Source organism: Bacillus multifaciens (assembly GCF_030756675.1).
Lineage (GTDB): Bacteria > Bacillota > Bacilli > Bacillales > Bacillaceae_G > Bacillus_A > Bacillus_A multifaciens.
The window spans coordinates 1-22,849 of the sequence record NZ_JAVBXD010000005.1; the positions used below are offsets into that span (position 1 = coordinate 1).

General features: G+C 37.1%; 18 protein-coding genes and 2 pseudogenes. All 20 read right to left on the bottom strand.

Going from position 1 to position 22,849, the window contains the following annotated elements:
* A partial coding sequence (locus Q9306_RS05030; RefSeq protein ID WP_306195963.1) for a Kelch repeat-containing protein occupies positions 1-427 on the bottom strand: 427 nt, incomplete at its 3' end.
* Positions 428-872: 445 nt separating this feature from the next.
* Positions 873-1,010 (bottom strand): hypothetical protein, encoded by a 138-nt coding sequence (locus Q9306_RS05035; RefSeq protein WP_371932320.1) that lies wholly within the window; start codon positions 1,008-1,010, stop codon positions 873-875.
* Between the two features lie 204 nt (positions 1,011-1,214).
* Positions 1,215-1,484, bottom strand: a complete 270-nt coding sequence (locus Q9306_RS05040; RefSeq protein WP_306195965.1) for a hypothetical protein — start codon at positions 1,482-1,484, stop codon at positions 1,215-1,217.
* A 42-nt stretch (positions 1,485-1,526) separates the two neighbouring features.
* Positions 1,527-1,655, bottom strand: a complete 129-nt coding sequence (locus Q9306_RS05045) for a hypothetical protein (RefSeq protein ID WP_306195966.1) — start codon at positions 1,653-1,655, stop codon at positions 1,527-1,529.
* Positions 1,656-2,364: 709 nt separating this feature from the next.
* On the bottom strand, positions 2,365-4,278 hold the full coding sequence (mutL, locus tag Q9306_RS05050) for a DNA mismatch repair endonuclease MutL (RefSeq protein WP_306195968.1): 1,914 nt from the start codon (positions 4,276-4,278) through the stop codon (positions 2,365-2,367).
* Between the two features lie 8 nt (positions 4,279-4,286).
* Positions 4,287-6,950 carry a DNA mismatch repair protein MutS gene (gene mutS, locus Q9306_RS05055; RefSeq protein ID WP_306195970.1) on the bottom strand — a complete coding sequence of 888 codons (2,664 nt, stop codon included), beginning with the start codon at positions 6,948-6,950 and terminating at the stop codon, positions 4,287-4,289.
* 128 nt (positions 6,951-7,078) lie between these two features.
* Positions 7,079-7,621, bottom strand: coding sequence for an outer spore coat protein CotE (cotE, locus tag Q9306_RS05060; protein WP_306195972.1), 543 nt, complete (start codon positions 7,619-7,621; stop codon positions 7,079-7,081).
* A 185-nt stretch (positions 7,622-7,806) separates the two neighbouring features.
* A complete protein-coding gene (locus Q9306_RS05065) occupies positions 7,807-8,232 on the bottom strand; it encodes a YlbF/YmcA family competence regulator (RefSeq protein WP_306195974.1) in 426 nt (141 codons plus the stop codon).
* A gap of 3 nt (positions 8,233-8,235) precedes the next feature.
* Positions 8,236-9,765 carry a tRNA (N6-isopentenyl adenosine(37)-C2)-methylthiotransferase MiaB gene (gene miaB / locus Q9306_RS05070; protein ID WP_090912857.1) on the bottom strand — a complete coding sequence of 510 codons (1,530 nt, stop codon included), beginning with the start codon at positions 9,763-9,765 and terminating at the stop codon, positions 8,236-8,238.
* A 329-nt stretch (positions 9,766-10,094) separates the two neighbouring features.
* A complete protein-coding gene (locus Q9306_RS05075; protein WP_020059062.1) occupies positions 10,095-10,961 on the bottom strand; it encodes a 2-oxoacid:ferredoxin oxidoreductase subunit beta in 867 nt (288 codons plus the stop codon).
* Positions 10,948-12,705, bottom strand: coding sequence for a 2-oxoacid:acceptor oxidoreductase subunit alpha (locus Q9306_RS05080; RefSeq protein ID WP_306195978.1), 1,758 nt, complete (start codon positions 12,703-12,705; stop codon positions 10,948-10,950). Before Q9306_RS05080 ends, Q9306_RS05075 begins: the two co-directional genes overlap by 14 nt.
* 249 nt (positions 12,706-12,954) lie before the next feature.
* Positions 12,955-13,878, bottom strand: a complete 924-nt coding sequence (locus Q9306_RS05085) for a dipeptidase (RefSeq protein ID WP_306195980.1) — start codon at positions 13,876-13,878, stop codon at positions 12,955-12,957.
* A 100-nt stretch (positions 13,879-13,978) separates the two neighbouring features.
* Positions 13,979-14,239, bottom strand: coding sequence for a stage V sporulation protein SpoVS (spoVS, locus tag Q9306_RS05090; protein ID WP_020059065.1), 261 nt, complete (start codon positions 14,237-14,239; stop codon positions 13,979-13,981).
* A 149-nt stretch (positions 14,240-14,388) separates the two neighbouring features.
* Positions 14,389-15,183: a TIGR00282 family metallophosphoesterase gene (locus Q9306_RS05095; protein WP_098917281.1), complete on the bottom strand. Its 795-nt coding sequence runs from the start codon at positions 15,181-15,183 to the stop codon at positions 14,389-14,391.
* 151 nt (positions 15,184-15,334) lie between these two features.
* Positions 15,335-16,897 carry a ribonuclease Y gene (gene rny, locus Q9306_RS05100; protein ID WP_035428922.1) on the bottom strand — a complete coding sequence of 521 codons (1,563 nt, stop codon included), beginning with the start codon at positions 16,895-16,897 and terminating at the stop codon, positions 15,335-15,337.
* Between the two features lie 707 nt (positions 16,898-17,604).
* Entirely contained in the window at positions 17,605-18,867 is a 1,263-nt protein-coding gene (gene ltrA / locus Q9306_RS05105) for a group II intron reverse transcriptase/maturase (protein WP_306195985.1), read from the bottom strand.
* Positions 18,868-19,453: 586 nt separating this feature from the next.
* Positions 19,454-19,879: pseudogene (locus Q9306_RS05110) on the bottom strand (recombinase RecA family protein); the annotation flags it as partial.
* A 322-nt stretch (positions 19,880-20,201) separates the two neighbouring features.
* A pseudogene (recA, locus tag Q9306_RS05115) lies at positions 20,202-20,816 on the bottom strand (recombinase RecA); the annotation flags it as partial.
* 152 nt (positions 20,817-20,968) lie between these two features.
* On the bottom strand, positions 20,969-22,207 hold the full coding sequence (locus Q9306_RS05120; protein ID WP_306195987.1) for a competence/damage-inducible protein A: 1,239 nt from the start codon (positions 22,205-22,207) through the stop codon (positions 20,969-20,971).
* 21 nt (positions 22,208-22,228) lie between these two features.
* Positions 22,229-22,807 carry a CDP-diacylglycerol--glycerol-3-phosphate 3-phosphatidyltransferase gene (gene pgsA / locus Q9306_RS05125; RefSeq protein ID WP_306195989.1) on the bottom strand — a complete coding sequence of 193 codons (579 nt, stop codon included), beginning with the start codon at positions 22,805-22,807 and terminating at the stop codon, positions 22,229-22,231.
* Positions 22,808-22,849 lie beyond the last annotated feature (42 nt).

Here is a 22,849-nt window from a genome sequence, read left to right on the forward strand (position 1 = left end):
CAGGCATAGACGTTGTAGTTGACCAAGAGTCCGTTGTAGGATCGTATACCTCTACAGTATTGGTAGCCCCTCCATATGTAAATGCATTTCCACGGTAACCACCAATAGCATAAATTTTATTGTCCACTACCGCTACACCTAAATCAGTACGCGCTGTTGGCATATTTGCTTTATTTGACCATTTATTAGTTTTTGGATCGTATTCTTGTACTACATTAGATACCGTTGAACCCGAAGCTCCACCAATCACATAAAGCTTCCCATTCACTTCGGCTACCCCAGCACCCGCTCTTCCTTCAAAAAGCGTATCTTTCAACTTCCAAACATTATTATCCGTTTCACCTGCATGTGCTACAGGAGAAAAAATATTAGGCAGTAACCCAAATATAAGTGTAATAGTTAGTAAATATAAAAAATATTTTTTCATCGAATCCTCCTTATTATTATCATATTATTAATATATAAACATTAATGGAATTAAATAGAATCGTCAAGGTGATTGAGATATTATTTCAGGGATTTTACCATATCTCCATCAATCTAAAAAACAAACTAACTGACAGCAATAAAATCTTAAGTTGATCGATATGTATGGTAACCCCTTTATGGGGATACGGCAGGATGCGATTTATGTAGCTTTAAATTAAAGTTTGATTAAAAAGTGTGCTCAAATCCTCATTTTACAGTAAACAAATAGAAGCCATTTTGAAAAAAGATTAATTAAAATGGCTTCTTTATTTGTTCATACATATTGTGTTTTAATAAAAAAGCTTGATAATTTTAGCAAGCGAATAGTGAAGATTCGCCCCTGTTTCAGTATTATCTACATTTACTACATAAAATTTCGTTTGCTCTCTTAGCTAATACTTTATCTAATTGTCCAACAGGCATATTTTTTTTTCAGGTAATACTAAAGAAACTGTAAATCGTTCACCATGTTCAATTGTTTTACCACATTGTGAACATACTAAATTTACATCTTTAAAATGATTTTTTAATTTATCTAACATATCATTTATTCCTCCTATTTAATCTTATATAATAAATATCATTATATAAGATTAAATAGAAAAGATGGAGTGAAATTCCAATTCACACCATCTTTAGAAACAACTATTTTATAAATCCGTAATAAAACTTTTTTCAAAACATCGTGACTTTATTACAAACCAACACTTAAGTTGATAGGCATGTGGCGCTACTCCTTATTCAAATTATACCTTTTCTTGTTTTAAGAGCTCCTCTAACCTATTCTGAAATTTATTATTTTCTTCAACATCTTTTAAGATTGTCTCAAGATTATCTTTCCCTAAAAACACTCTAATTGAAGAATTAAATATCATCAACCTGCCATATCTTTGTTCCGTTTCTTTAAACCATTCTTCTTTTCTCAGTAACTCAAGATTTTTACGAATTGTTTTTTCATTCTTGGAAGGGATGGACATGATAATTCCTCCCAAAATATCACTAATTACGTCGCTCATGTATGACCCTCCTTCAAAAGCATGCATCAATAGACTCAATTTTTAAATATATTTTATATTCATTATAAAGACACCTAAATCATAGCCTGTTTTTAATATAGCTATAGCTGAAATTATAGCTAATGGATATTTAATAAATGGATTGCTTAGGAGCTTCTTTACTTTTTTCATGTGCAATCCTCCAGTGTGTTGTTAATCCTAGTTTATATAGTATCATAAATATTTTATATAATGATTAATAGCGAGAGTTTAGTACATTTTTTGTTTTGGTGTAAATATGAATTCTTAAGTTGATGGGAATGTTGTTGGTTTGGAATAAACTTCAATTAAAATCATGCTACAAATGTTGATTTTACAATAGAAAAAAACCACCCACTGTGAAAAAAAGATTGATCAAAATGGATGGGGATAATTTTGTGGAGGAATTATTTTTTATAAAAAAGTTTGATTAAAACTTACTTAGAATTCTTCAATCGAAAAGGAATAAAACGATACATCTTTTTTATAAACAGTACGACTTTATTTCAAAGCCACAATTTAATGTTGTTTTTCATTGTACACCCCATTTAATCCCCCACTTATTATAGAATCTTTTACTTAGTAAAGAATCAAATTTCTTTTCCAAAACCAATATATTACTATGTATATACAAAAGCATGGCATCCTAATGCCATGCTTTTTCTTCCATTAATATACTTCTCTCACATCATTATTTTTCTAGTATAATAACACAAAATTTTATTAATTTCATAATACTGTTATTTTTTACACTAACTTTTCAACAATACAAACAATTCCCGTTATCCAGTAGCGAACTTTTTTACTTTCAGTAGCGGACTTTTTTCCCAGTAGCGAACTTTTTTCCCTTTGGACAAATTTTTCACATCACCCGCTTAAACATCTTCTCCAGTTCATAAGTCGAATGATGCACAAGTATCGGTCTCCCGTGCGGACAAGTATACGGATTCGTTGTTGTTCGCAGTTCTTCTAATAAGGCGAAGATTTGATCGTTCGTTAAATATTGATTCGCTTTAATCGATGCTTTGCAGCTCATCATAATAGCTGCTTCTTCACGCAGTTTTTTAATATCAACTTTTTTCAGTTTCAATACTTGCTGCATCATTTCATCGATAATTTCCATCTCTTGTCCTTTTGGGAACCATGTTGGATGTGAGCGGACAATGAATGATTGATGGCCGAATTGTTCTAGGAAGATTCCTACTTTTTTCAGTTCTTCTAGTTGCTCTTCAACGCGCAAAAATTCATTTAGCGATAAATCAATTCGGTACGGAACGAGTAATTCTTGTACCTCTGGCGTTACTTGTCCTACTTTATCACGGAAATATTCATAGTTAATGCGCTCCTGAGCTGCATGCTGGTCAATCATATATAGTCCTTTATCATTTTGGGCGAAAATATATGTTCCATGCATTTGCCCAATTGGATACAACGGCGGTAAATCGTTTCCGTTCATTTCGATTTCTTGCACTGCTTCAAGTTCTTCCAATTCAAAATCTTCTTCATGGTCTTCCCAACCATTCTCTTGCGAAAGCGTTTCTTCTACAATCGGCTTAGATGGTTGCCAATTATTTTCTTCTTTTACAAGAGACTCTGGCGGCTGCCATTCTTGTTTTGGTGGATTCCAAAGCGGTGGTGATGACTTCGGTTTTTCTTCTTGTTCATCCATTCCACTTGGTAGTACGATAGTTGGCAGCTCTTTCGGTTTGGCGTGCTCAAACTGAAACTGCTCTTGGACGCTTTCATCCTTTTCTTTTTTCTTCGGTGCAGGGCCAGCATCAGGAATAAGTTGAATCTTTTTAAATGCAGCTTGTAATGCTTGTTCAATAAGCTGCAATAGTTCCTGTTCTTTACTGAAGCGAACCTCTAGTTTTGCTGGATGAACGTTCACATCGACTAGCATTGGATCCATTTCAATTGATAAGAAACCAATTGGGTAGCGGCCAACAGGCAATAGCGTATGATAACCTTGTTGCACTGCCTTCATTAAGACATAATTCCGAACGTAACGACCATTTACAATCGTTGACATATAGTTACGGGATGCACGCGTTACTTCTGGCAACGTCACATACCCACGAATCGTAAAGTCTAACGATTCTGCTTCAATTGGAATTAATTTCTTCGCAACTTGAATGCCGTAAATCGCCGCAAGAACTTGTCTTACATCACCATTTCCTGATGTATGAAGTAGTTTCTTCTCATTATGAAACAAACGTAAAGAGACTTCTGGGTGCGACAGTGCAATGCGATACACAATGTCGGTAATATTCCCAAGCTCTGTATGAACTGTTTTCATATATTTTAAGCGTGCTGGTGTATTAAAAAACAGGTTTTTAACCGTAATATCTGTCCCTTTACGGCTCGCTGTTTTTTCTTGCTTTAAAATTTCCCCGCCTTTAATGACAAGGTTTGTTCCTGGTACATCCCCTGTACTTGTGATTAACTCTAATTCACTGACAGATGCGATACTCGGTAATGCTTCGCCGCGAAAACCGAGCGTTCGAATACGAAACAAATCATTTTCATCTTTAATTTTACTTGTCGCATGTCTCTCAAAAGCGACGATACAATCTTCTTCAGCAATGCCATCTCCATTATCGATAATGCGAATTTTCGATAATCCAGCTTCTTCTAAGTGGATTTCAATAGATGTACTATTCGCATCGATGGAATTTTCGACAAGTTCTTTTACAACCGAAGCAGGACGTTCTACTACTTCCCCTGCCGCAATTAAGTTAGAAAGCTGATCATCGAGTTTGCGAATTTTCCCCATCTACTTACTCATCCTTTCTTCAACTTTTTCTGTAAACGGTACAGTTCATTTAACGCTTCTAACGGTGTCATATCAAGTAAGTCCATTTTTTTAATTTGCGTTAATACTGCTGTTTCTTTTAAATCAAGTACAGGCTTGTCTTCTTTTTTCACTGGTTGTTCCGCTGCAAAAAAGGATAGCTGTGATTCTTCTTCCACTTCTTCTTGCGGCAATACTTCTTCTTTTACAACCACAGGTTCTTGCACGATTTCTTCTAAAACTTTGACTTCCGTTCGTTTCGGAATAATAATTTCCTCTTGGCCTTCAAGCTGTGCTAATACTTCTTTCGCACGAGCAATTAAGCTATCTGGAAGCTCTGCAAGCTGAGCAACGTGAATACCATAACTCTTATCAGCTGCCCCTTCTTGAATTTTATGCAAGAAGACAACTTTTCCGTTTTCTTCAATTGCGGAAACATGTACATTTTTTAAGTGATCTAAACTTTCTTCTAGAACTGTTAATTCATGATAATGTGTTGAGAATAACGTTTTTGCACCAATTTGATCATGAATATGCTCGATAATTGCTTGCGCTAATGCCATACCGTCATACGTAGATGTACCACGGCCAATTTCATCAAATAAAATTAAACTTCTTTCCGATGCATTCGCAATTGCATTTTTCGCTTCTAACATCTCAACCATAAACGTACTTTGGCCTGATATTAAATCATCTGCTGCCCCAATTCTCGTAAAGATTTGGTCAAACACAGGAAGTACAGCCTCTGCCGCTGGTACAAAACAACCGATTTGCGACATAACGGTAATCAGTGCTAATTGACGCATATACGTACTTTTACCGGACATATTTGGACCAGTAATCAAAAAGACGTCCATATTTTCAGGCATGATACAGTCGTTTGGTACATACAATTTGCCGTTTAATACTTTTTCAACGACCGGATGACGGCCATCTTTAATAAAAATTTCTCGTTTATTCGTTAATGTTGGTTTTACAAATTGTTCTTCTTCACTTACAGTTGCAAAACTTTGAAGAACATCTAGTTCACTAATAATCTTTGCTAATTGCTGCAATTTCGGAATAAATACTTTCACTTCTTCGCGTAGAGCTGTGAATAAATCATATTCTAACTGAACGATTTTTTCTTCTGCTTCTAAAATTAATGTCTCTTTTTCTTTTAACTCATCTGTAATAAAGCGTTCTGCATTCGCAAGTGTTTGTTTCCGCTCATAACGTCCTTCTTGAAGTGCAGATAGATTTGCTTTTGTGACTTCGATATAGTAGCCAAAAATACGATTATAACCAATCTTTAATGATTTAATTCCCGTTATATCACGCTCACGTTTTTCCAGCTCTGCAATCCACGTTTTCCCATTTTTGCTTACATAACGATATTGATCTAATTTCTCACTGTAACCATCTTTAATAATGTCACCATCTTTTATCGAAAGCGGCGGATTTTCTTGAATACTTTTCTCTAGTAACGCTGTTAAGCTTTCACATGGATCAGCGCCTTGAATTAGCGTTGCAGCATACGCATTATCTAACAGACTAACCGCTTCTAGAATGGCTGGTACTTGCAGTAAGGAACGCTTTAATTGCAGTAAATCGCGCGCATTAACATTACCATATGAAACTTTTCCTGCTAATCGCTCTAAGTCGTATACTTCTTTAAGTTTTTCTTTCAAATCTTCACGGAAGAAATAATCATTTACAAACGTTTCAACCATTTCTAAACGTTCTTCAATTTTTTCTTTTTGAATGAGCGGACGTTCCATCCACTGTTTTAGCATACGTCCACCCATCGCTGTTTTCGTTTTATCTAAAAGCCATAATAATGAACCTGTTTTTTCTTTTGTGCGAATGGTTTCTGTTAGTTCTAGATTCCGTTTAGAATGGACATCGATCTTCATAAATTGATTCGTATAATAAATTTCAACAGGCTGCAGGTGATCTAGGGAACGTTTTTGTGTTCGTAAGACATAGTGAAATAAACGTCCAACTGCTGCAAGTAATTTTGTTTGTGTCACATTTTGAACGAGATACATAAGACTCTCTGGAATTTTTGTTTCTTCCTCATATGAAACTGTCATTTTTAATGTTGCTAACAGCTTATCCAATTCTTCCTTAGAGAACGTGGAAGATACAACAATTTCTTTCGCGCCCGTTGCGTATACTTCTAGCAATACATCTTCAAGTGTTCCCGTTAATAACATTACTGTATTTTGACCTGTTGTTAAGTCATTGCAAGCTAATGCATAGGAACCATCTTCAAAATGCACTAGTGCTGCAAGGAAGTTATTTTCCTTTTCATCTATCGTACGACCTTCCATCATCGTCCCTGGTGTAATTAATTGAACAACTTCACGGCGTACCACACCTTTTGCTGTTTTTGGATCTTCAACTTGTTCACAAATCGCTACTTTATATCCTTTTTCAATCAATTGTTCAATGTAGTTTTTTGCAGCGTGATATGGTACACCACACATCGGAATCCGTTCGCTTCCGCCCCCATCACGACTCGTCAATGTAATTTCAAGTTCATGTGCTGCTTTTACAGCATCCTCAAAAAACATTTCATAAAAATCACCTAATCGAAAAAATAAAAAGGCATCTTGATAATCTGCCTTGATCTTTAAATATTGCTGCATCATCGGCGTGTACTGTGCCATTTTGCTCCTCCATACATCTCTCTTTTTCACTTTAAAAATATATTATAACATAATTATACACGAATGATTTTGATCCATCATCTGAAACATATACAAAAAGCTAGGAAGAGGCTCTTCCTAGCTTCATCTTACTCTTCTTCAGCTTCTACAATAAAGTTAGGATCAAGTTCATCAAACTCATCATCATCCACTTCAAATTGTTGATCATCTTCTTGACATCCATCTGGATTTACACTTACACAAATTTTTGTTTCTCCAACTACCTCTGTGACAAATTCACGTTCTACTGTAACAACCATTTTATTTCCGTTCGGTGAAATCACAGCTTCTAAACAATTTGGATGTTGAACAACACGTGCAATAATTTCAATATCTTCCCCAGAAAAATTTGTATCACGGTAACCAACTTTCACATCATCAGTGTAATGCACTCTCTCTGTTACAACTTCAGTTTTCGTGTTTTCATCGTGTGAGTACCATGTGTTAATGTCATAGTATCCTTCGATTTCTACATACTTTCCATTCCTTTTTGCCTCGTATGCATGGTTAATAACCCAGCACCCTAGAATACTTGTTGGTGTGTGATTTGGTGCAACAGTGTGAGTTGTTTTCATATACTTACGCCCTTTTCCCACAACTGCTTTCGTAATTATCTCTCTAAATTCGGACATACGAAACCCTCCTCAATGTATATTCCATTCATTATATGCGGGATAAATGCGGAATGTGTTATTCTTTTTGAAAAGCTATTATATACCGTTCATTATGTAATAGGAAACTGCTGATTTTCAAAAGTTGAACACAATGATTGAAACTGACACGAAACAAAAAAAGATGTCGAACTCGACATCTTTTTTTAGCAAGTGCCTTTCTTATTTGCTACTTCAGCACCTGTCTCTCCTTTTAACACGTTGCCGCCAGTTGAAATAATGATTTCATCTGTGACTGTGTTTGAAATCGTACTTGTGACAAGCTGCAATAAATCATTTACATATGTCTGAGAAGATTTAAACTCTTGTACAACCGGAATTTCATCCAGTTTATCTTGCAGCGCATCAATTTCCGATTCTACCTTTTTTAATGCTTCCCATTTCCCATAATGTTGTAAATTTACTGCTTGTTTTTGCAAAACTTTAATTTCATCAATCGTACGTTTTACATTTTCATTTTTATGAATTTGCGCTTCTGCACGTTTAAAGAAATCCACTTCTTCTGTTTCAGAAATCATTTTTGCTAATTCTTTCGCTTGCTCTACAATTTCATCTTTTGTAAAGATTTTCATCTATTATTTCACCTCGATCGGCTCCTCAACCAATTCCCCGTTTAGAGACCAAGTTTTTGCTTTTGTTACTTTCACTTTTACAAGCTGACCGATTACAGATTTTGGAGCTACGAAGTTTACAAGTTTATTGGCACGTGTATAACCTGCAAGTACATCAGGATTATTTTTACTTTCTCCATCAACAAGCACTTCAACAATTTGCCCTTCATACGTTTTATTCTTCTTCGCAGAAAATTCATTTACTAATGCATTTAAACGTTGCAAACGTTCTTTTTTCACTTCCATCGGTACATTATCCTGCATTTTTGCAGCTGGTGTACCTTCACGTGGTGAATAAATAAATGTATATGCACTATCAAAGCCTACTTCACGATATAACGACATCGTTTCTTCAAATTGTTCATCTGTTTCATTTGGGAAACCGACGATAATATCTGTCGTTAGTACTGCATTAGGAATCGCTTCTTTAATTTTACGTACAAGTTCTAAATAATGTTCACGTGAGTATTTACGTGCCATAATTTTCAACATATCCGTACTTCCAGATTGCACCGGTAAGTGAATATGTTCAACTAAATTGCCGCCTTTTCCAAGTACCTCAATTAAATGATCATCAAAGTCGCGCGGATGGCTTGTTGTAAAACGAATACGTGCTACGTCAATCTTACGAAGTTCATCCATCAGATCTCCTAAACCATATTTCATATCTTCGAAGTCTTTTCCGTATGCGTTTACGTTTTGACCAAGTAGCGTAATTTCTTTATAACCATTTGCTGCTAAATGACGTACTTCTTTAATAATGTCTTCAGGATGGCGGCTACGCTCTTTACCACGTGTATACGGTACGATGCAATACGTGCAGAATTTGTCACATCCGTACATTATGTTTACCCACGCTTTAATATCCCCGCGGCGTACTTTTGGAAGATTCTCAATGACATCTCCTTCTTTTGACCATACTTCAACAACTGTCGCTTTCGCAAACATAGCATCTTTTAAAATGTATGGAAGGCGGTGGATATTATGTGTACCAAATACCATATCTACATGCTGATGTTTTTGCATAATTCTGTTTACGACAGATTCCTCTTGTGACATACAACCACATACACCAATTAAAAGATCAGGATTTCTTTGTTTTAAAGATTTTAAATGACCAAGTTCCCCGAATACTTTATTTTCAGCATTTTCACGAATTGCACATGTATTTAGTAGAATCACATCTGCATCTTCTGTAGAGAATGTTGGCTCATATCCAAGAGTCGTAAAGATGCCAGCCATTACTTCTGTATCATGCTCATTCATTTGACATCCATAAGTACGGATATAAAACTTTCTTCCAGCACCAAAATTACGAAACTCTTCTGGTAAGCCAAAGTCACGTTCAATTTTAACTTCTTCTTTTCCACGTTTTTTCGCATCTTTTAAAGAAGGTGGCTGATATACACTTTCAAAATATTTACTGTAATCTTTTTCTGCTTTTTTAGTAGTTGAAGTTGCTTGTTGACCTGCTAATCGTTGCTCTTCGTTCATGAATAATCTCCTTTCAACCTTACATATACAAAGTTTTAACTTTTAGTTGTTGTTTAAGTTGTTTTTATAAAAAAGCATATCGCTTCATTCCTATACACATTATTATAGTATAAAGCGTTCAGTCAAATTAAACAATAGAGATGGCTTGGATTCATGAACGATTTCACTTGATACTAAAGGGGATACGAGAAGCTCATATAATATGACTCTTATTTATTATTTTATCATTCTGAATTTTCATAGTAAACAAAATACATCTTATTATGTAAGGACTTAATCATAATTTTGTATCAGAAAAGGCTACCGAATTTTCGATAGCCTTTCATCTATTACATGAATTCTGCTACAAGCTCATCAAACATTTTTTGGTCCATTTGCAGATCAGCATGAACTAATGGTTTTTCACTATAACCTTTTACAAGCTCTTGGTAAGAAGGTTGTTCTTTATTTTGATAAATTAAACCTGTTACTAAACCTTTGTTTTCCATTAATGTTTGCATTGCAAGCATTCGATTAGATGGATCATATCCTTCTACTTCGCTAAGTCTTGTTAAATTCTCTTTAAACCAATCGTACGTGTTTACCTTGTTATACGTTACACATGGGCTATATACGTTGATGAGAGAGAAACCTTTATGTTGAATACCAGCTTCAATTAGCTGTGTTAATTCTTTTAAATCACTAGAGAAACTTTGTGCTACGAACGTTGCTCCAGCAGTTAATGCCATTTCCATTACAGATAGCGCTGGCTCAATTGATCCTTGCGGCGTACTTTTCGTTTTAAAGCCCGCTTCACTACGTGGTGAAGTTTGCCCTTTCGTTAAACCGTAAATTTGGTTATCCATAACAATATACGTAATATCAATATTACGACGAATAGAATGAATCGTATGTCCCATACCGATTGCAAAACCGTCACCGTCACCACCTGATGCGATAACTGTTAAATCACGATTTGCCATTTTTACACCTTGTGCAATTGGAAGGGCACGTCCGTGAATACTATGAACGCCGTAAGAGTTAATGTAACCAGAGATACGACCAGAGCAACCGATACCAGAAATAACCGCTAATTCATCAGGATTTAAACCTACATTTGCAGCAGCACGCTGAATTGCTGCTTGTACTGAGAAGTCACCGCAACCTGGACACCAGTTTGGTTTTACACTATTACGAAAGTCCTTAAATGTTGCCATTTAAAACAACCCCTTTTTTGCATTCGTTGTAAATTTCTTTTGGCAAGAACGGGTTTCCGTCATATTTCAGCAGACTAGAAATTTTCTCACCATAGCCAAGATTCATCTTCATAATATTAGCAAGCTGTCCAGTTGCATTGTTTTCTACAACGACAACACGTTTTGCATCTTTCACAAGCGGCAGCATTTCAGCTGTTGGGAATGGATGAATTAGACGAACATGAGCATGATTTACTTTTAACCCTTCTTGCTCTAAACGCTCCATTGCTTCTTCAATTGCACCACGAGTTGAGTTAAAGCCTACTAATAATACATCAGCGTCATCATATTTGGCATTTTGGTATACAGGGGTATTAAACTTGATATTCTCCATTTTACGGAAACGTTTGTCCATTTGTGCACTGCGGTTCAGTGCTGACTCGGATGGTTTACCTGTTTCATCGTGCTCTACGCCTGTTACATGGTGAATACCATTTTTCATACCAGGTACAACACGCGGGGAAATACCATCTTCTGTTACTTCATAACGTTTGAAGTATGCTTTATTTTCACGCTCTGGTAACTCAGCATGTAAATCCAGTTTACCACGACGAATTTCAACTTTTTCTAATTGAAGCGGTTCTACTGTTTGTTTACCTAAAGAAAGTTGTAAATCTGTTAAAAAGATAACAGGAACTTGATATTCTTCAGCTAAGTTAAATGCTTCGACAATATCATAGAATGCCTCTTCAGCAGTACTTGGTGCCATAACAATTTTCGGAATCTCACCATGCGTTCCGTAAATCATTGCCATTAAATCAGATTGTTCTTGTTTTGTTGGTAATCCCGTACTTGGTCCACCACGCTGTGTATCAATGATTACAAGAGGTGTTTCTGTAATCCCAGCTAGTCCAATCGCTTCCATCATGAGAGATAAACCAGGACCAGCTGAAGCTGTTAATGTACGTACACCAGCATAGTTTGCACCAATTGCCATCGTACAAGCTGCGATTTCATCCTCAGTTTGAATAACCGTTCCTCCAACTTTTGGAAGCTTCTTAATTAAGTATTCCATAATCTCAGAAGCAGGTGTAATTGGATAAGCAGACATAAAACGCGCACCGCCAGCTACTGCACCAAATGCGATTGCATCGTTTCCAATCATAAACATACGTTTTTTCCCATCTGCTTTTTCAAGTTGCATCATATTTACTTTTTCGCCGAGCAATTCTTTCATATATTGAGAGCCTCGCTGAATTGCTTCCATGTTCTTCTGAACAACTTGCTCTCCTTTACGACCGAAAATTTCATCTACAACTTCTAAATACACTTTTTCATCTAGCCCTAATACCGCACTAGACGCTCCAACCGCAACCATGTTTTTCATTAAAGATGTACCTAACTCAGAAGCAATATCCGTAAATGGAATTGCATATAAAGTTACATCTGTACCTTCAGGAATGCTTGGATTGAATTTTGCATCAGCAACAACAATTCCACCAGGACGTAATTCGTGGAAGTTAAAATCAATCGTTTCTTGATCAAATGCAATTAAAATATCTAAATCATCTGATATCGCGCGTACCTCTGTTGTACTTACGCGAATTTTATTGTTTGTATGACCACCTTTAATTCGTGATGAAAAATGGCGATAACCATATAAATAATAACCTAGTCGGTTTAATGCAATACAGAAGATTTCTCCTGTACTTTCAATTCCTTCACCTTGTTGGCCTCCAACTTTCCATGAAAGTTGACTAATCATTTCCTACACCCCTTTAACTGCATACATTGTAGTGTATTTTTTTACAGTACTAGTTTAGCACTTTTTAAAACAAGAAACTACAATGAACACAAATTATACGTCTTCTAAATTTCAATGAATGTTTCGCATAATCTTAATTCGTTTACAATTCTAGCCCTACAACCGTAAAAATGCAACAATTTGATACAATTTCATTGCTTATTTTTTCAAATTTTCTAACTTTTCAATAAACAATTTTATAGCAATGTTCTAAAACGGAATATGGTGTATAAAATTACGATATATGAAATTATTTACTTGCTCTTCTTTATATCGCTTTAATAGTTCATTTATGACATATTCATAATGTTCATACCGTTCCACATGTACGACTGTTTCCGTGATTCCATCAAAATCTGATCCGAATCCAACATTCTTCTCACCACCAAGCATACATACATGCTCTACATGCCTTAATATTTCATCTGTACAAACAGACTTGTTTGCAGCTAAAAACATTGGGACGAATGTTATCCCAATCATTCCATCTTTTTGAATTAACGCTCTAATTTGTTCATTCTTTAAATTTCTTGGATGCGGACATAACTCATAACTATTTGAATGCGATGCAATTGGATAATTGGAAAGCTCCATTACATCCCAAAACCCTTTCTCCGACAGATGAGAAACATCTGTCCATAGCTTGTAACAATTTAAGTCTTCTACTACTTTTTCACCAAACAGTGTTAAGCCGCCACCTCGAGACTCTAATGCTCCATCCGCAACTAAGTTCGCATAGTTCCAAGTAAGTCCAACAGAACGAACGCCAAGATAATATAACGTTTTTAGCTTCGTTAATTCTTTTCCAATTGCATCGCATCCTTCTAAAGTTAAAAGCGCTCCTATATCATTCGTTCCCAATTGTTGAATATCTTCTTTTGTCCTAATCCACTTTATATTTGGCAGTGCCAAAATTTGTTCATGAAAGATATTTGCCATCTCTAATGCAACTGTAAATCGCTGTTCATACGGAACTTCTTCTGGTACATAAATTGCAAAACATTGAATACTACCACCATTTTGTCTTAACTGATCATATGTAATATGTAAAGAAGAATCATTTTGAAAAGTTCGTTTTCCTTTCCCCATCCATAACTGCCACAATACATCACAGTGCGCATCAAAAATCTTCAATGCACTTCATCCTCCTCCCTGCCCCTTAAGTTGAGGGCTGACTGTCCACAAATAGAGGGATAAAAATGACCTGTTTGCATTTGCAAACAGGTCATCCAATTTAACGAGGTTCTACAATTAATTTAATCGCTGTACGTTCTTCACCATCAATCATAATATCTGTGAAAGCTGGGATACATATCAAATCCACACCACTCGGCGCCACAAACCCTCTCGCAATTGCTACTGCCTTTACAGCTTGATTCAATGCACCTGCACCAATTGCTTGCATTTCTGCTGAACCGCGCTCACGAATGACTCCAGCAAGTGCACCAGCTACAGAGTTAGGTACCGAAGTTGCTTTAACTTTTAATATTTCCATTGCTCGTTTCCTCCTCGTTTCTTTAAAAAATATTAGCGATTGAGTTCACTTTTTACATATATTCACGAGCAATGATTCATATTCCTGCTAAAAATTCGTAATTTTTCTAAAAAATTAAAATATATTTTCTTTTCTAACTTTTATGCGTTTTATTCAAAAAATGGTTGATCATCATTAATTAAAATACGATCAATTTTTTTCGCTTTTCCTGTATTAGGATCTACATCAATTAGCACGGCACTTAACTGCGTTCTTCCACTCGTTACTTCAAATCGTACTGGGAGGTTTGTTAAAAATTTCTTCAGCACAGCTTCGCGATCCATTCCTAAAATTCCATCATATGGACCTGTCATCCCAACATCCGTAATATAAGCTGTTCCATCTGGTAAAATACGATTATCCGCTGTTGGAACGTGTGTGTGCGTACCAACAACTGCTGTAGCACGTCCATCTACATACCATCCAAGCGCTTGCTTTTCACTCGTCGTTTCCGCATGAAAATCAATAAAAATAATGTTCGTACGTTTTTTTGCGATTTTAATCAATTCGTCCACTTTTCGGAATGGACAATCAATTGGCGGTAGGAATGTACGGCCTTGTAAATTAATTACCGCTACCTCTACACCATTACAATTCACAAAAATAAGTCCTTTTCCTGGCGTTCCTTCTGGGAAATTTGCTGGTCTTGCAAGATACTTTGCATCATCAATAAATTCAAAAATTTCACGGTTATCCCAAGCATGATTTCCTAGTGTAACTGCTTGTGCACCGCACTCTAAAAAATTACGATAAATTTTCTCTGTAATGCCACGTCCACCTGCAGCATTCTCTCCATTAATAATCGTAACTGTAGGTGTATATTTTTTCTTTAACGCAGGCACGTAATCTTGAATCATCTTTCTTCCTGGCGAGCCTACTACATCCCCAACAAATAAAATTCTCATTATTCTTACCCTTTCCATCTATACATTCTTCGCAGTTTATTCTCATAAACTACAATCTTCACTTATAAAAGAATCATTTCCGATTCTACAAGCTTTTCTATATTGTGTCCATTCTCGACACAAAAAAATAAAGTGGTGCAACACCACCACTTTATTTTGCATATTCAACTGCACGAGTTTCCCGAATAACGGTAACTTTAATATGTCCCGGATAATCCAGTTCATTTTCAATACGTTTTCGAATATCACGTGCTAAACGATGAGCCTCTAAGTCATCAATTGTATCTGGTTTCACTAAGATACGAACTTCACGTCCAGCTTGGATTGCATATGATTTCTCAACACCTTCATAAGACTCAGAAATCTCTTCAAGCTTTTCAAGACGACGAATATAATTTTCAAGCGTCTCACTTCGCGCTCCAGGTCTTGCTGCTGACAGTGCATCTGCCGCAGCCACAAGAACTGCGATAATAGAAGTCGGTTCTGTATCCCCATGATGAGATGCAATACTATTGATAACAACTGGATGCTCTTTATATTTTGTCGCAAGCTCGACGCCAATTTCAACGTGGCTACCTTCAACTTCATGGTCAATTGCCTTTCCGATATCATGCAATAAACCAGCACGACGAGCCAGTTTTTCGTCCTCGCCAAGTTCTGCTGCCATTAGCCCAGCTAAGTAAGCAACTTCCATAGAGTGTTTTAGGACGTTTTGACCGTAGCTTGTTCTAAATTTCAAACGACCTAAAATCTTAATTAAGTCTGGGTGTAATCCGTGTACCCCAACTTCAAAAGTCGTTTGTTCTCCAACTTCACGAATATACTCATCCACTTCACGTCTTGATTTTTCAACCATTTCTTCGATACGCGCTGGGTGAATACGTCCGTCTTGTACAAGTTTATCCAAAGCAATACGAGCAGTTTCACGACGAATCGGGTCAAAACCTGATAATATTACCGCTTCTGGCGTATCATCAATAATTAAATCAATACCCGTTAATGTTTCTAACGTACGAATATTACGGCCTTCACGTCCGATAATACGACCCTTCATCTCGTCATTTGGAAGATTTACAACTGAAACCGTTGTTTCGGCAACGTGATCAGCAGCACATCTTTGCATAGCTAAAGATAAGATCTCTTTCGCTTTCTTATCCGCTTCTTCCTTTGCACGTACCTCAGTTTCTTTTACCATAACAGCGATTTCATGCGAAATTTCATTTTCAACTTTTTCTAAGATAATAGCTCTTGCTTGATCACGTGTTAGGTTAGAAATACGCTCTAATTCATCTTGCTGTTTTTGTACTAACTCTCCCACTTTGCTTTCCAAATCTTCAATCTGCTGTTGTCTTGCTACAAGAGATTCCTCTTTCTTTTCTAATAATTGCTGACTTTTCTCAAGCGATTCATCTTTTCGATCAAGGTTCTCTTCTTTTTGCATTAAACGATTTTCTTGTTTTTGCAACTCGCTTCTTCGGTCACGAATTTCTAATTCCGCTTCTGTACGAAGTGTATGAATTTCATCCTTTGCTTCTAATAGCGCTTCTTTTTTCAGTGCTTCTGCTTGACGATTTGCATCTTCTACAATGCGCTTCGCTTCATTAGTCGCACCGTTAATCTTCGCTTCTGCAATGGACTTTCGAACAAAAAACCCAACAACTGCACTGACGATGGCCAGCAAAATGGAGATGAGTATCCAAACTTCATTACTCATAATTTCACCTCCTCTTGCTATGAATGAAAAAAGACTGCATGGATGTACATTGTTTGCATCTGCAACGTACAGCGATGACCTTCGTCCCGCCTTTTCAAGGGACTTTCTTCAATTCACAATTAAACTAGACATATGCTTATTTCGGAAAGTATACGTCCTCTCCGAATGTTACTTCTCTTCTTGAGAAGAGTGTGTCGTATATAATATAAGAAAAAATATACATTATCATTGTATCTACCGCTATTTTCATTGTCAAGCATTGTCTACCTTTACTTTCTTTACCTACCTTAAAGTGAAACTACCATTCGTGAGATTTTTTTATCTTCCTCTGATTATTATATAAATACAATTTGAAAAAACGACATGTAAGCCCTTTTCTTTTTAAAGGGAAATGAGAGCATCTGGCCATGCTAGAGGCGGTCAGGCCCATTGTGCCACATGCGAGGTTTCAAACAAAGGGAGAAAGCCAGTAGCGGTCATATTGTATTTGGTATAGCAGCGACTTTTATGTAGAAATATTAAAATGGATTTATATAGTGAAACCAATTGGCCAGATGCCACCAGGTTATTGTCCACTTACTTTCTATGTTTTTAGTACGATTTTGAAATTGACTATTATAGACCAGAGAAAAATCGAGTAGGAGGAGGCGATTAACCTCCGACCTCTCACACCACCGTACGTACGGTTCCGTATACGGCGGTTCAAATTAAGTTTGACGTAGTTGTTCATAACGTAAATACAGACTTCTCAGACCTTGGCAACTCCAATAAAAGTTGCTAAGGCTTCTGTGTAAAATCGGACTTTTACTTACTCTCCAATAACCCTTTCGAGAGTTTCCCCATTCATATGCCTTTCCTGCTTCAACACCTAATTTCCTTAGATTCTTTATCCGTGTTTTAGGTCTTTTCCACATCTTCCAAATACATTGACGGAGTCGCCTTTGTATCCACTGGTCTAGTTGTTCAAAGATGCTCTTTGTATCAGCTAGCGCAAAGTATCCGAGCCAACCAATTAGGTATTGGTTCAGTTTCTTCACCCTATCTTCCATAGAGATACTCCACTTCCGTGACGTTAACTCTCTAATTTTCGCTTTTACACGTTTCATCGTTTGTTTCGCTAGACGAATTCTCGGATTCTTCTTGCTCCTTGTAAAGGTAAAACCCAAGAACTTTCGATTCCAAGGACGGTCGTACATGGATTTCTCTTTGCTTACTTTGAGTTTTAATTTCCCTTCAATAAACTTTGTGATTCCTTCCATGATACGTTTCGCCGCTTTGCGTGAGCGAGCAAATATATTACAATCGTCTGCGTACCTCACAAAGCGTAGATTTCTTCCTTCCAATTCCTTGTCTAGCTCATCCAACATGATGTTGGATAGAAGCGGGCTTAGTGGGCCGCCTTGCGGGGTGCCTTCCGTACTTCGCTGATACATTCCACCAATCATAATGCCTGATTGAAGAAATTTACGAATGAGCTTGAGTAATACTCCATCCTTTATTCTTCGTTCTAGTAAATCCATCATCTTGTCGTGGTTTACCTTGTCAAAGAATTTCTCTAAGTCTATATCAACCACCCATGTATACCCTTCTTGTATATATTCTTTCGCTTTTCGCACTGCTTGATGTCCCTGTCTATTCGGACGGAAACCGTAGCTACTATCCGAAAAGTTAGGGTCATACATGCGAGTGAGCACTTGGGCAATTGCTTGTTGAATGAATCGGTCTCGAACGGTTGGAATACCTAATAACCGAATACCGCCGTCTGGTTTCGGGATTTCGACTCGACGTACTGGTTCCGGTTCGTAGGTTCCTGTCACAAGGGATTCTCTTACCTGTTGCCAGTGGTCTTTCACATACGGTCGCAGGTTTTGGACCATCATTTTGTCTACACCATGGCTTCCCTTGTTTCTTTCTACTCGCTTGAGCGCTTGTATTAAGTTGTCTCGTTCTAATATCCAATTCATCAACATACTTACGTTCCTTTCTACGTGAATAAAGAGTTCTATTTATACCCTTACATACTCAGCCCTCTTGAAGTCCCCCGTGTATTCACCACTTCCTCCTCCAAGTAAGTCCTATCTTCGGATTGTCTGCTTCATCATATGTAGTGATAGCCTAGTTCTTATTCTTCCTAATTCGTTCAGCCCTTCCTTGAATTCTCGAGTGTTCAAGTACTATGGCTTCTGCTGACTTCTGATGATTCAGCCACTCATCACTGAATGGGTTACTAAGTGTACTTAGCTTATTCATCAGACCTCCCCGGGTAAGAATGTATTCTTTCATTCCATGTCCCCACTCCATTTACTCTGCATCACCTTTGGCAGTAAGAGTTTTGTCTTGTTATGCAGACTCACTCAGTGATACCTAGCCTTCTATGAAGTTCGTGTTCCTTGGGGCGGAATTTTGCCGCTGACTTCCTTCAGATTTCACGTCACCATGAACACCCTTGTCTTAAGCTAACCCCTACTACTGCCTTCGTGGCTCGGGACTTTCACCCTAGAGAATACACCCATGCCGGGCACACATAAAAAAATAAAAGACACGAAACCGTGTCTTTTAATCATCAAGAAGAGTCTTATCTTCTCCGTTTCCAGCTGCACCCTCTTCTCCAATACCATGATGCTCACGAATAAAGAATGCTATTTCATCTGTAATTTCTGGATTTTCTTTTAAGAATTGCTTCGCATTTTCACGACCTTGGCCTAAACGTTCCTCATTATAAGAATACCAAGCTCCGCTCTTTTGAACGATATCAAGTTCAGAAGACATATCTAAAATTTCGCCTTCTCTTGAGATCCCTTCTCCGTACATAATATCAACCTCTGCAACGCGGAAAGGAGGCGCTACTTTATTTTTTACTACTTTCACTTTTGTTTTATTACCAACAATATCGTTACCTTGCTTTAACTGCTCAGCACGACGTACTTCAAGACGCACTGTTGAATAGAATTTCAATGCACGTCCACCTGGAGTTGTTTCTGGCATAATTCTATAGATTTTCCATCTCTATAGCGCGGACTATCTCTTCATCTCTTTACAGAGAGCCTTGCACTTCCAGCAGGAGCCCATCTTCTGCCGTACCCTACTCAGTTAACTTTAAAAGTCCTTTTCGGTAGTCTCTACACCTTCTTCATATCATTCTGAAGCTTGGCACGGTATTACCCTATTATTTGGAGGGCTTCACCGTTAGCAGCTATATCGCTACACCCTTAGGCAATAAGGTTCACAAGGTTTTTTGAACATGCTATCACTAGCAAGGGAAACCCATAGTAAACTCCTTAATCTAAAACGATTAAGCAACCATTTGTTGATTTCCAAACATTACCCCAACTTTTTCACGAATTTGGTTAATGAAAATGGCGATTGTTTTTGACTTGTTAATCGCACCAGATAATTTACGAAGAGCTTGTGACATTAAACGTGCTTGTAAACCGACGTGAGAGTCACCCATTTCTCCTTCAATCTCTGCTTTTGGAACAAGTGCTGCTACCGAGTCAATAACAATAATATCAACTGCACCGCTTCGTACTAATGCTTCAGCAATTTCAAGCCCTTGTTCTCCTGTATCTGGTTGAGATAATAATAATTCATCAATGTTAACACCTAGTTTTTGTGCATATACAGGATCCATTGCATGTTCCGCATCAATAAATGCCGCTTGTCCGCCTTGACGCTGTACCTCTGCAATCGCATGTAAAGAAACGGTTGTTTTACCTGAACTTTCAGGTCCATAAATTTCAATAATACGGCCTCGTGGATAACCACCAACTCCAAGGGCAACATCAAGTGCCAATGAACCACTTGATACAGTAGAAATCTTACGTTCCGCTTGCTCTCCTAGTTTCATAATTGAGCCTTTACCGAATTGTTTTTCTATTTGTTTTAACGCCATATCTAATGCCGCTTGACGATCACTCATTCAAAAATTCCTCCTTAACTTAAATGCTAATCTTATTATACATATTTTCTCCCCATTATGCCAACAAAAATCGAACGTTTATTCGTTTTTTTATTTTCCAATAGAGGAAACCCTCTATTTTTCTATATAAAATAGCAAAAGCTAGAAGAGATTTATATCTCTTCTAGCTTCTTATACAGATGATAAAATCCATATTTAACAGTTCGTTCACGAATTTGTTGACGACTTCCACTTAATGTAAGGGGAATAACTACCGTCGGTTGTTCATCTATTGCTAAACCAATAAACACTGTCCCCAGCTCTTTTCCTTCAGACGCCTCTGGTCCTGCTACTCCAGTAAAACTAATTCCAACATTCGTTTGCATTAGTTTTTTCACATTTTCAGCAAGATAACGGGCACAAGATTCACTAACAGCTCCATCTGTTTGTAAAGTCTTTTCTGGCACATGTAATACATGTTGTTTTACATCATTGCTATAACAAATTACGCCACCTTTAAACAGAGTAGATACACCAGCAACTTCAGTAATACGATCACCAAATAAGCCACCTGTTAAGCTTTCAGCACATGCAACCGTTAAACATTTTTGTTTAAGCAAAGCAATTGCCTTTTTGTGAAGAAGATCTTGATTGTATCCATAAAAGAATGGCCCTACTCTTTGTAAAATCAAGTCTTCTATATGATTTATTAAAGATTCAGCTTCTTTTGCATCATTGTGCTTTGCTGTTAGGCGAAGCGTTACTTCTCCTTCAGAAGCAAGGGGAGCAATAGTTGGATTCGTTTGAGCATCTATTAAATCTTGAACCTTTGCTTCTAATTGCGATTCTCCAATTCCAAAAAATCGAAGAGTACGAGAATATAGATTCTCACCAGATGTGAAAGGAAGAAGCCAATTCTCTACATAACTTATATACATTGGATTCATTTCTTTAGGTGGTCCTGGGAGTAAAATATATACCTTGTTATCCTTACATAATCCCATACCTGGAGCCATACCATGATCATTCGCAAACACAGTAGCTCCTCTTAAAACAAGAGCTTGTTTTTTATTATTTTCGGTGAACTCTCTTCCCGTTCTTCTAAAATAATCAGTAATGGAACTGAGTGCCACTTCATCATATACAAGCTCTTCCTGCAAGGAGGACGCAATTGTTTCTTTCGTTAAATCGTCTTTTGTCGGTCCTAAACCACCTGTAAAAATCAATATATCTGCACGTTTTTGAGCAATTTCAATTGCCCGGCGTAAGCGATTATTGTTATCCCCTACAACAGTGTGATAATATACATCGATTCCGATAGATGCTAGTTTTTCTGATAAAAACTTGGCATTCGTATTCGCAATTTGCCCAAGCAATAGCTCTGTACCAACCGCGATAATTTCCGCATTCATCTTCCATTCCCCCATAAGCCGTTATTTCGAATCAACAAACACCGCTCTATTTTTCCAGAAATAATCCCATCCTGAAATAACCGTAAAGATAAGTGCAATCCATATTGAAATATCTGCAATTGGAATTTGAATTAAATTAAACGGAACATCGTGAAGTAAGTAGGCAGAAATCGCAATAACTTGCATCCACATTTTAATTTTCCCAGGCATTTTCGCAGCAGCCACTTCCCCTGTACCAGCTAATACGAGACGCAAGCCTGTAACAGCAAATTCTCGGCTAATAATAACAACCGCCATCCAAGTCGCTACATAATGTAAATCTACAAGCGTAATTAATGCTGCAGATACTAATAATTTATCCGCCAAAGGATCTAAAAATTTCCCTAGATTCGTTACAAGATTATGTTTTCTTGCATAATGGCCATCAATCCAATCTGTCGCAGAAGCAATAATAAAAACAAGAGCTCCGGCTAAGTGCTGAATTGGCAATTCTACATCTCCAATTGTATATACTCCCCAATCAAACGGAACGAGCATAATAATTAAAAATATAGGAATTAAGCAAATTCTTGATACAGTAATTTTATTTGGTAAATTCACAGCTATTCCTCCATCATGTCAAAAACGGTTTATGCATTGAAA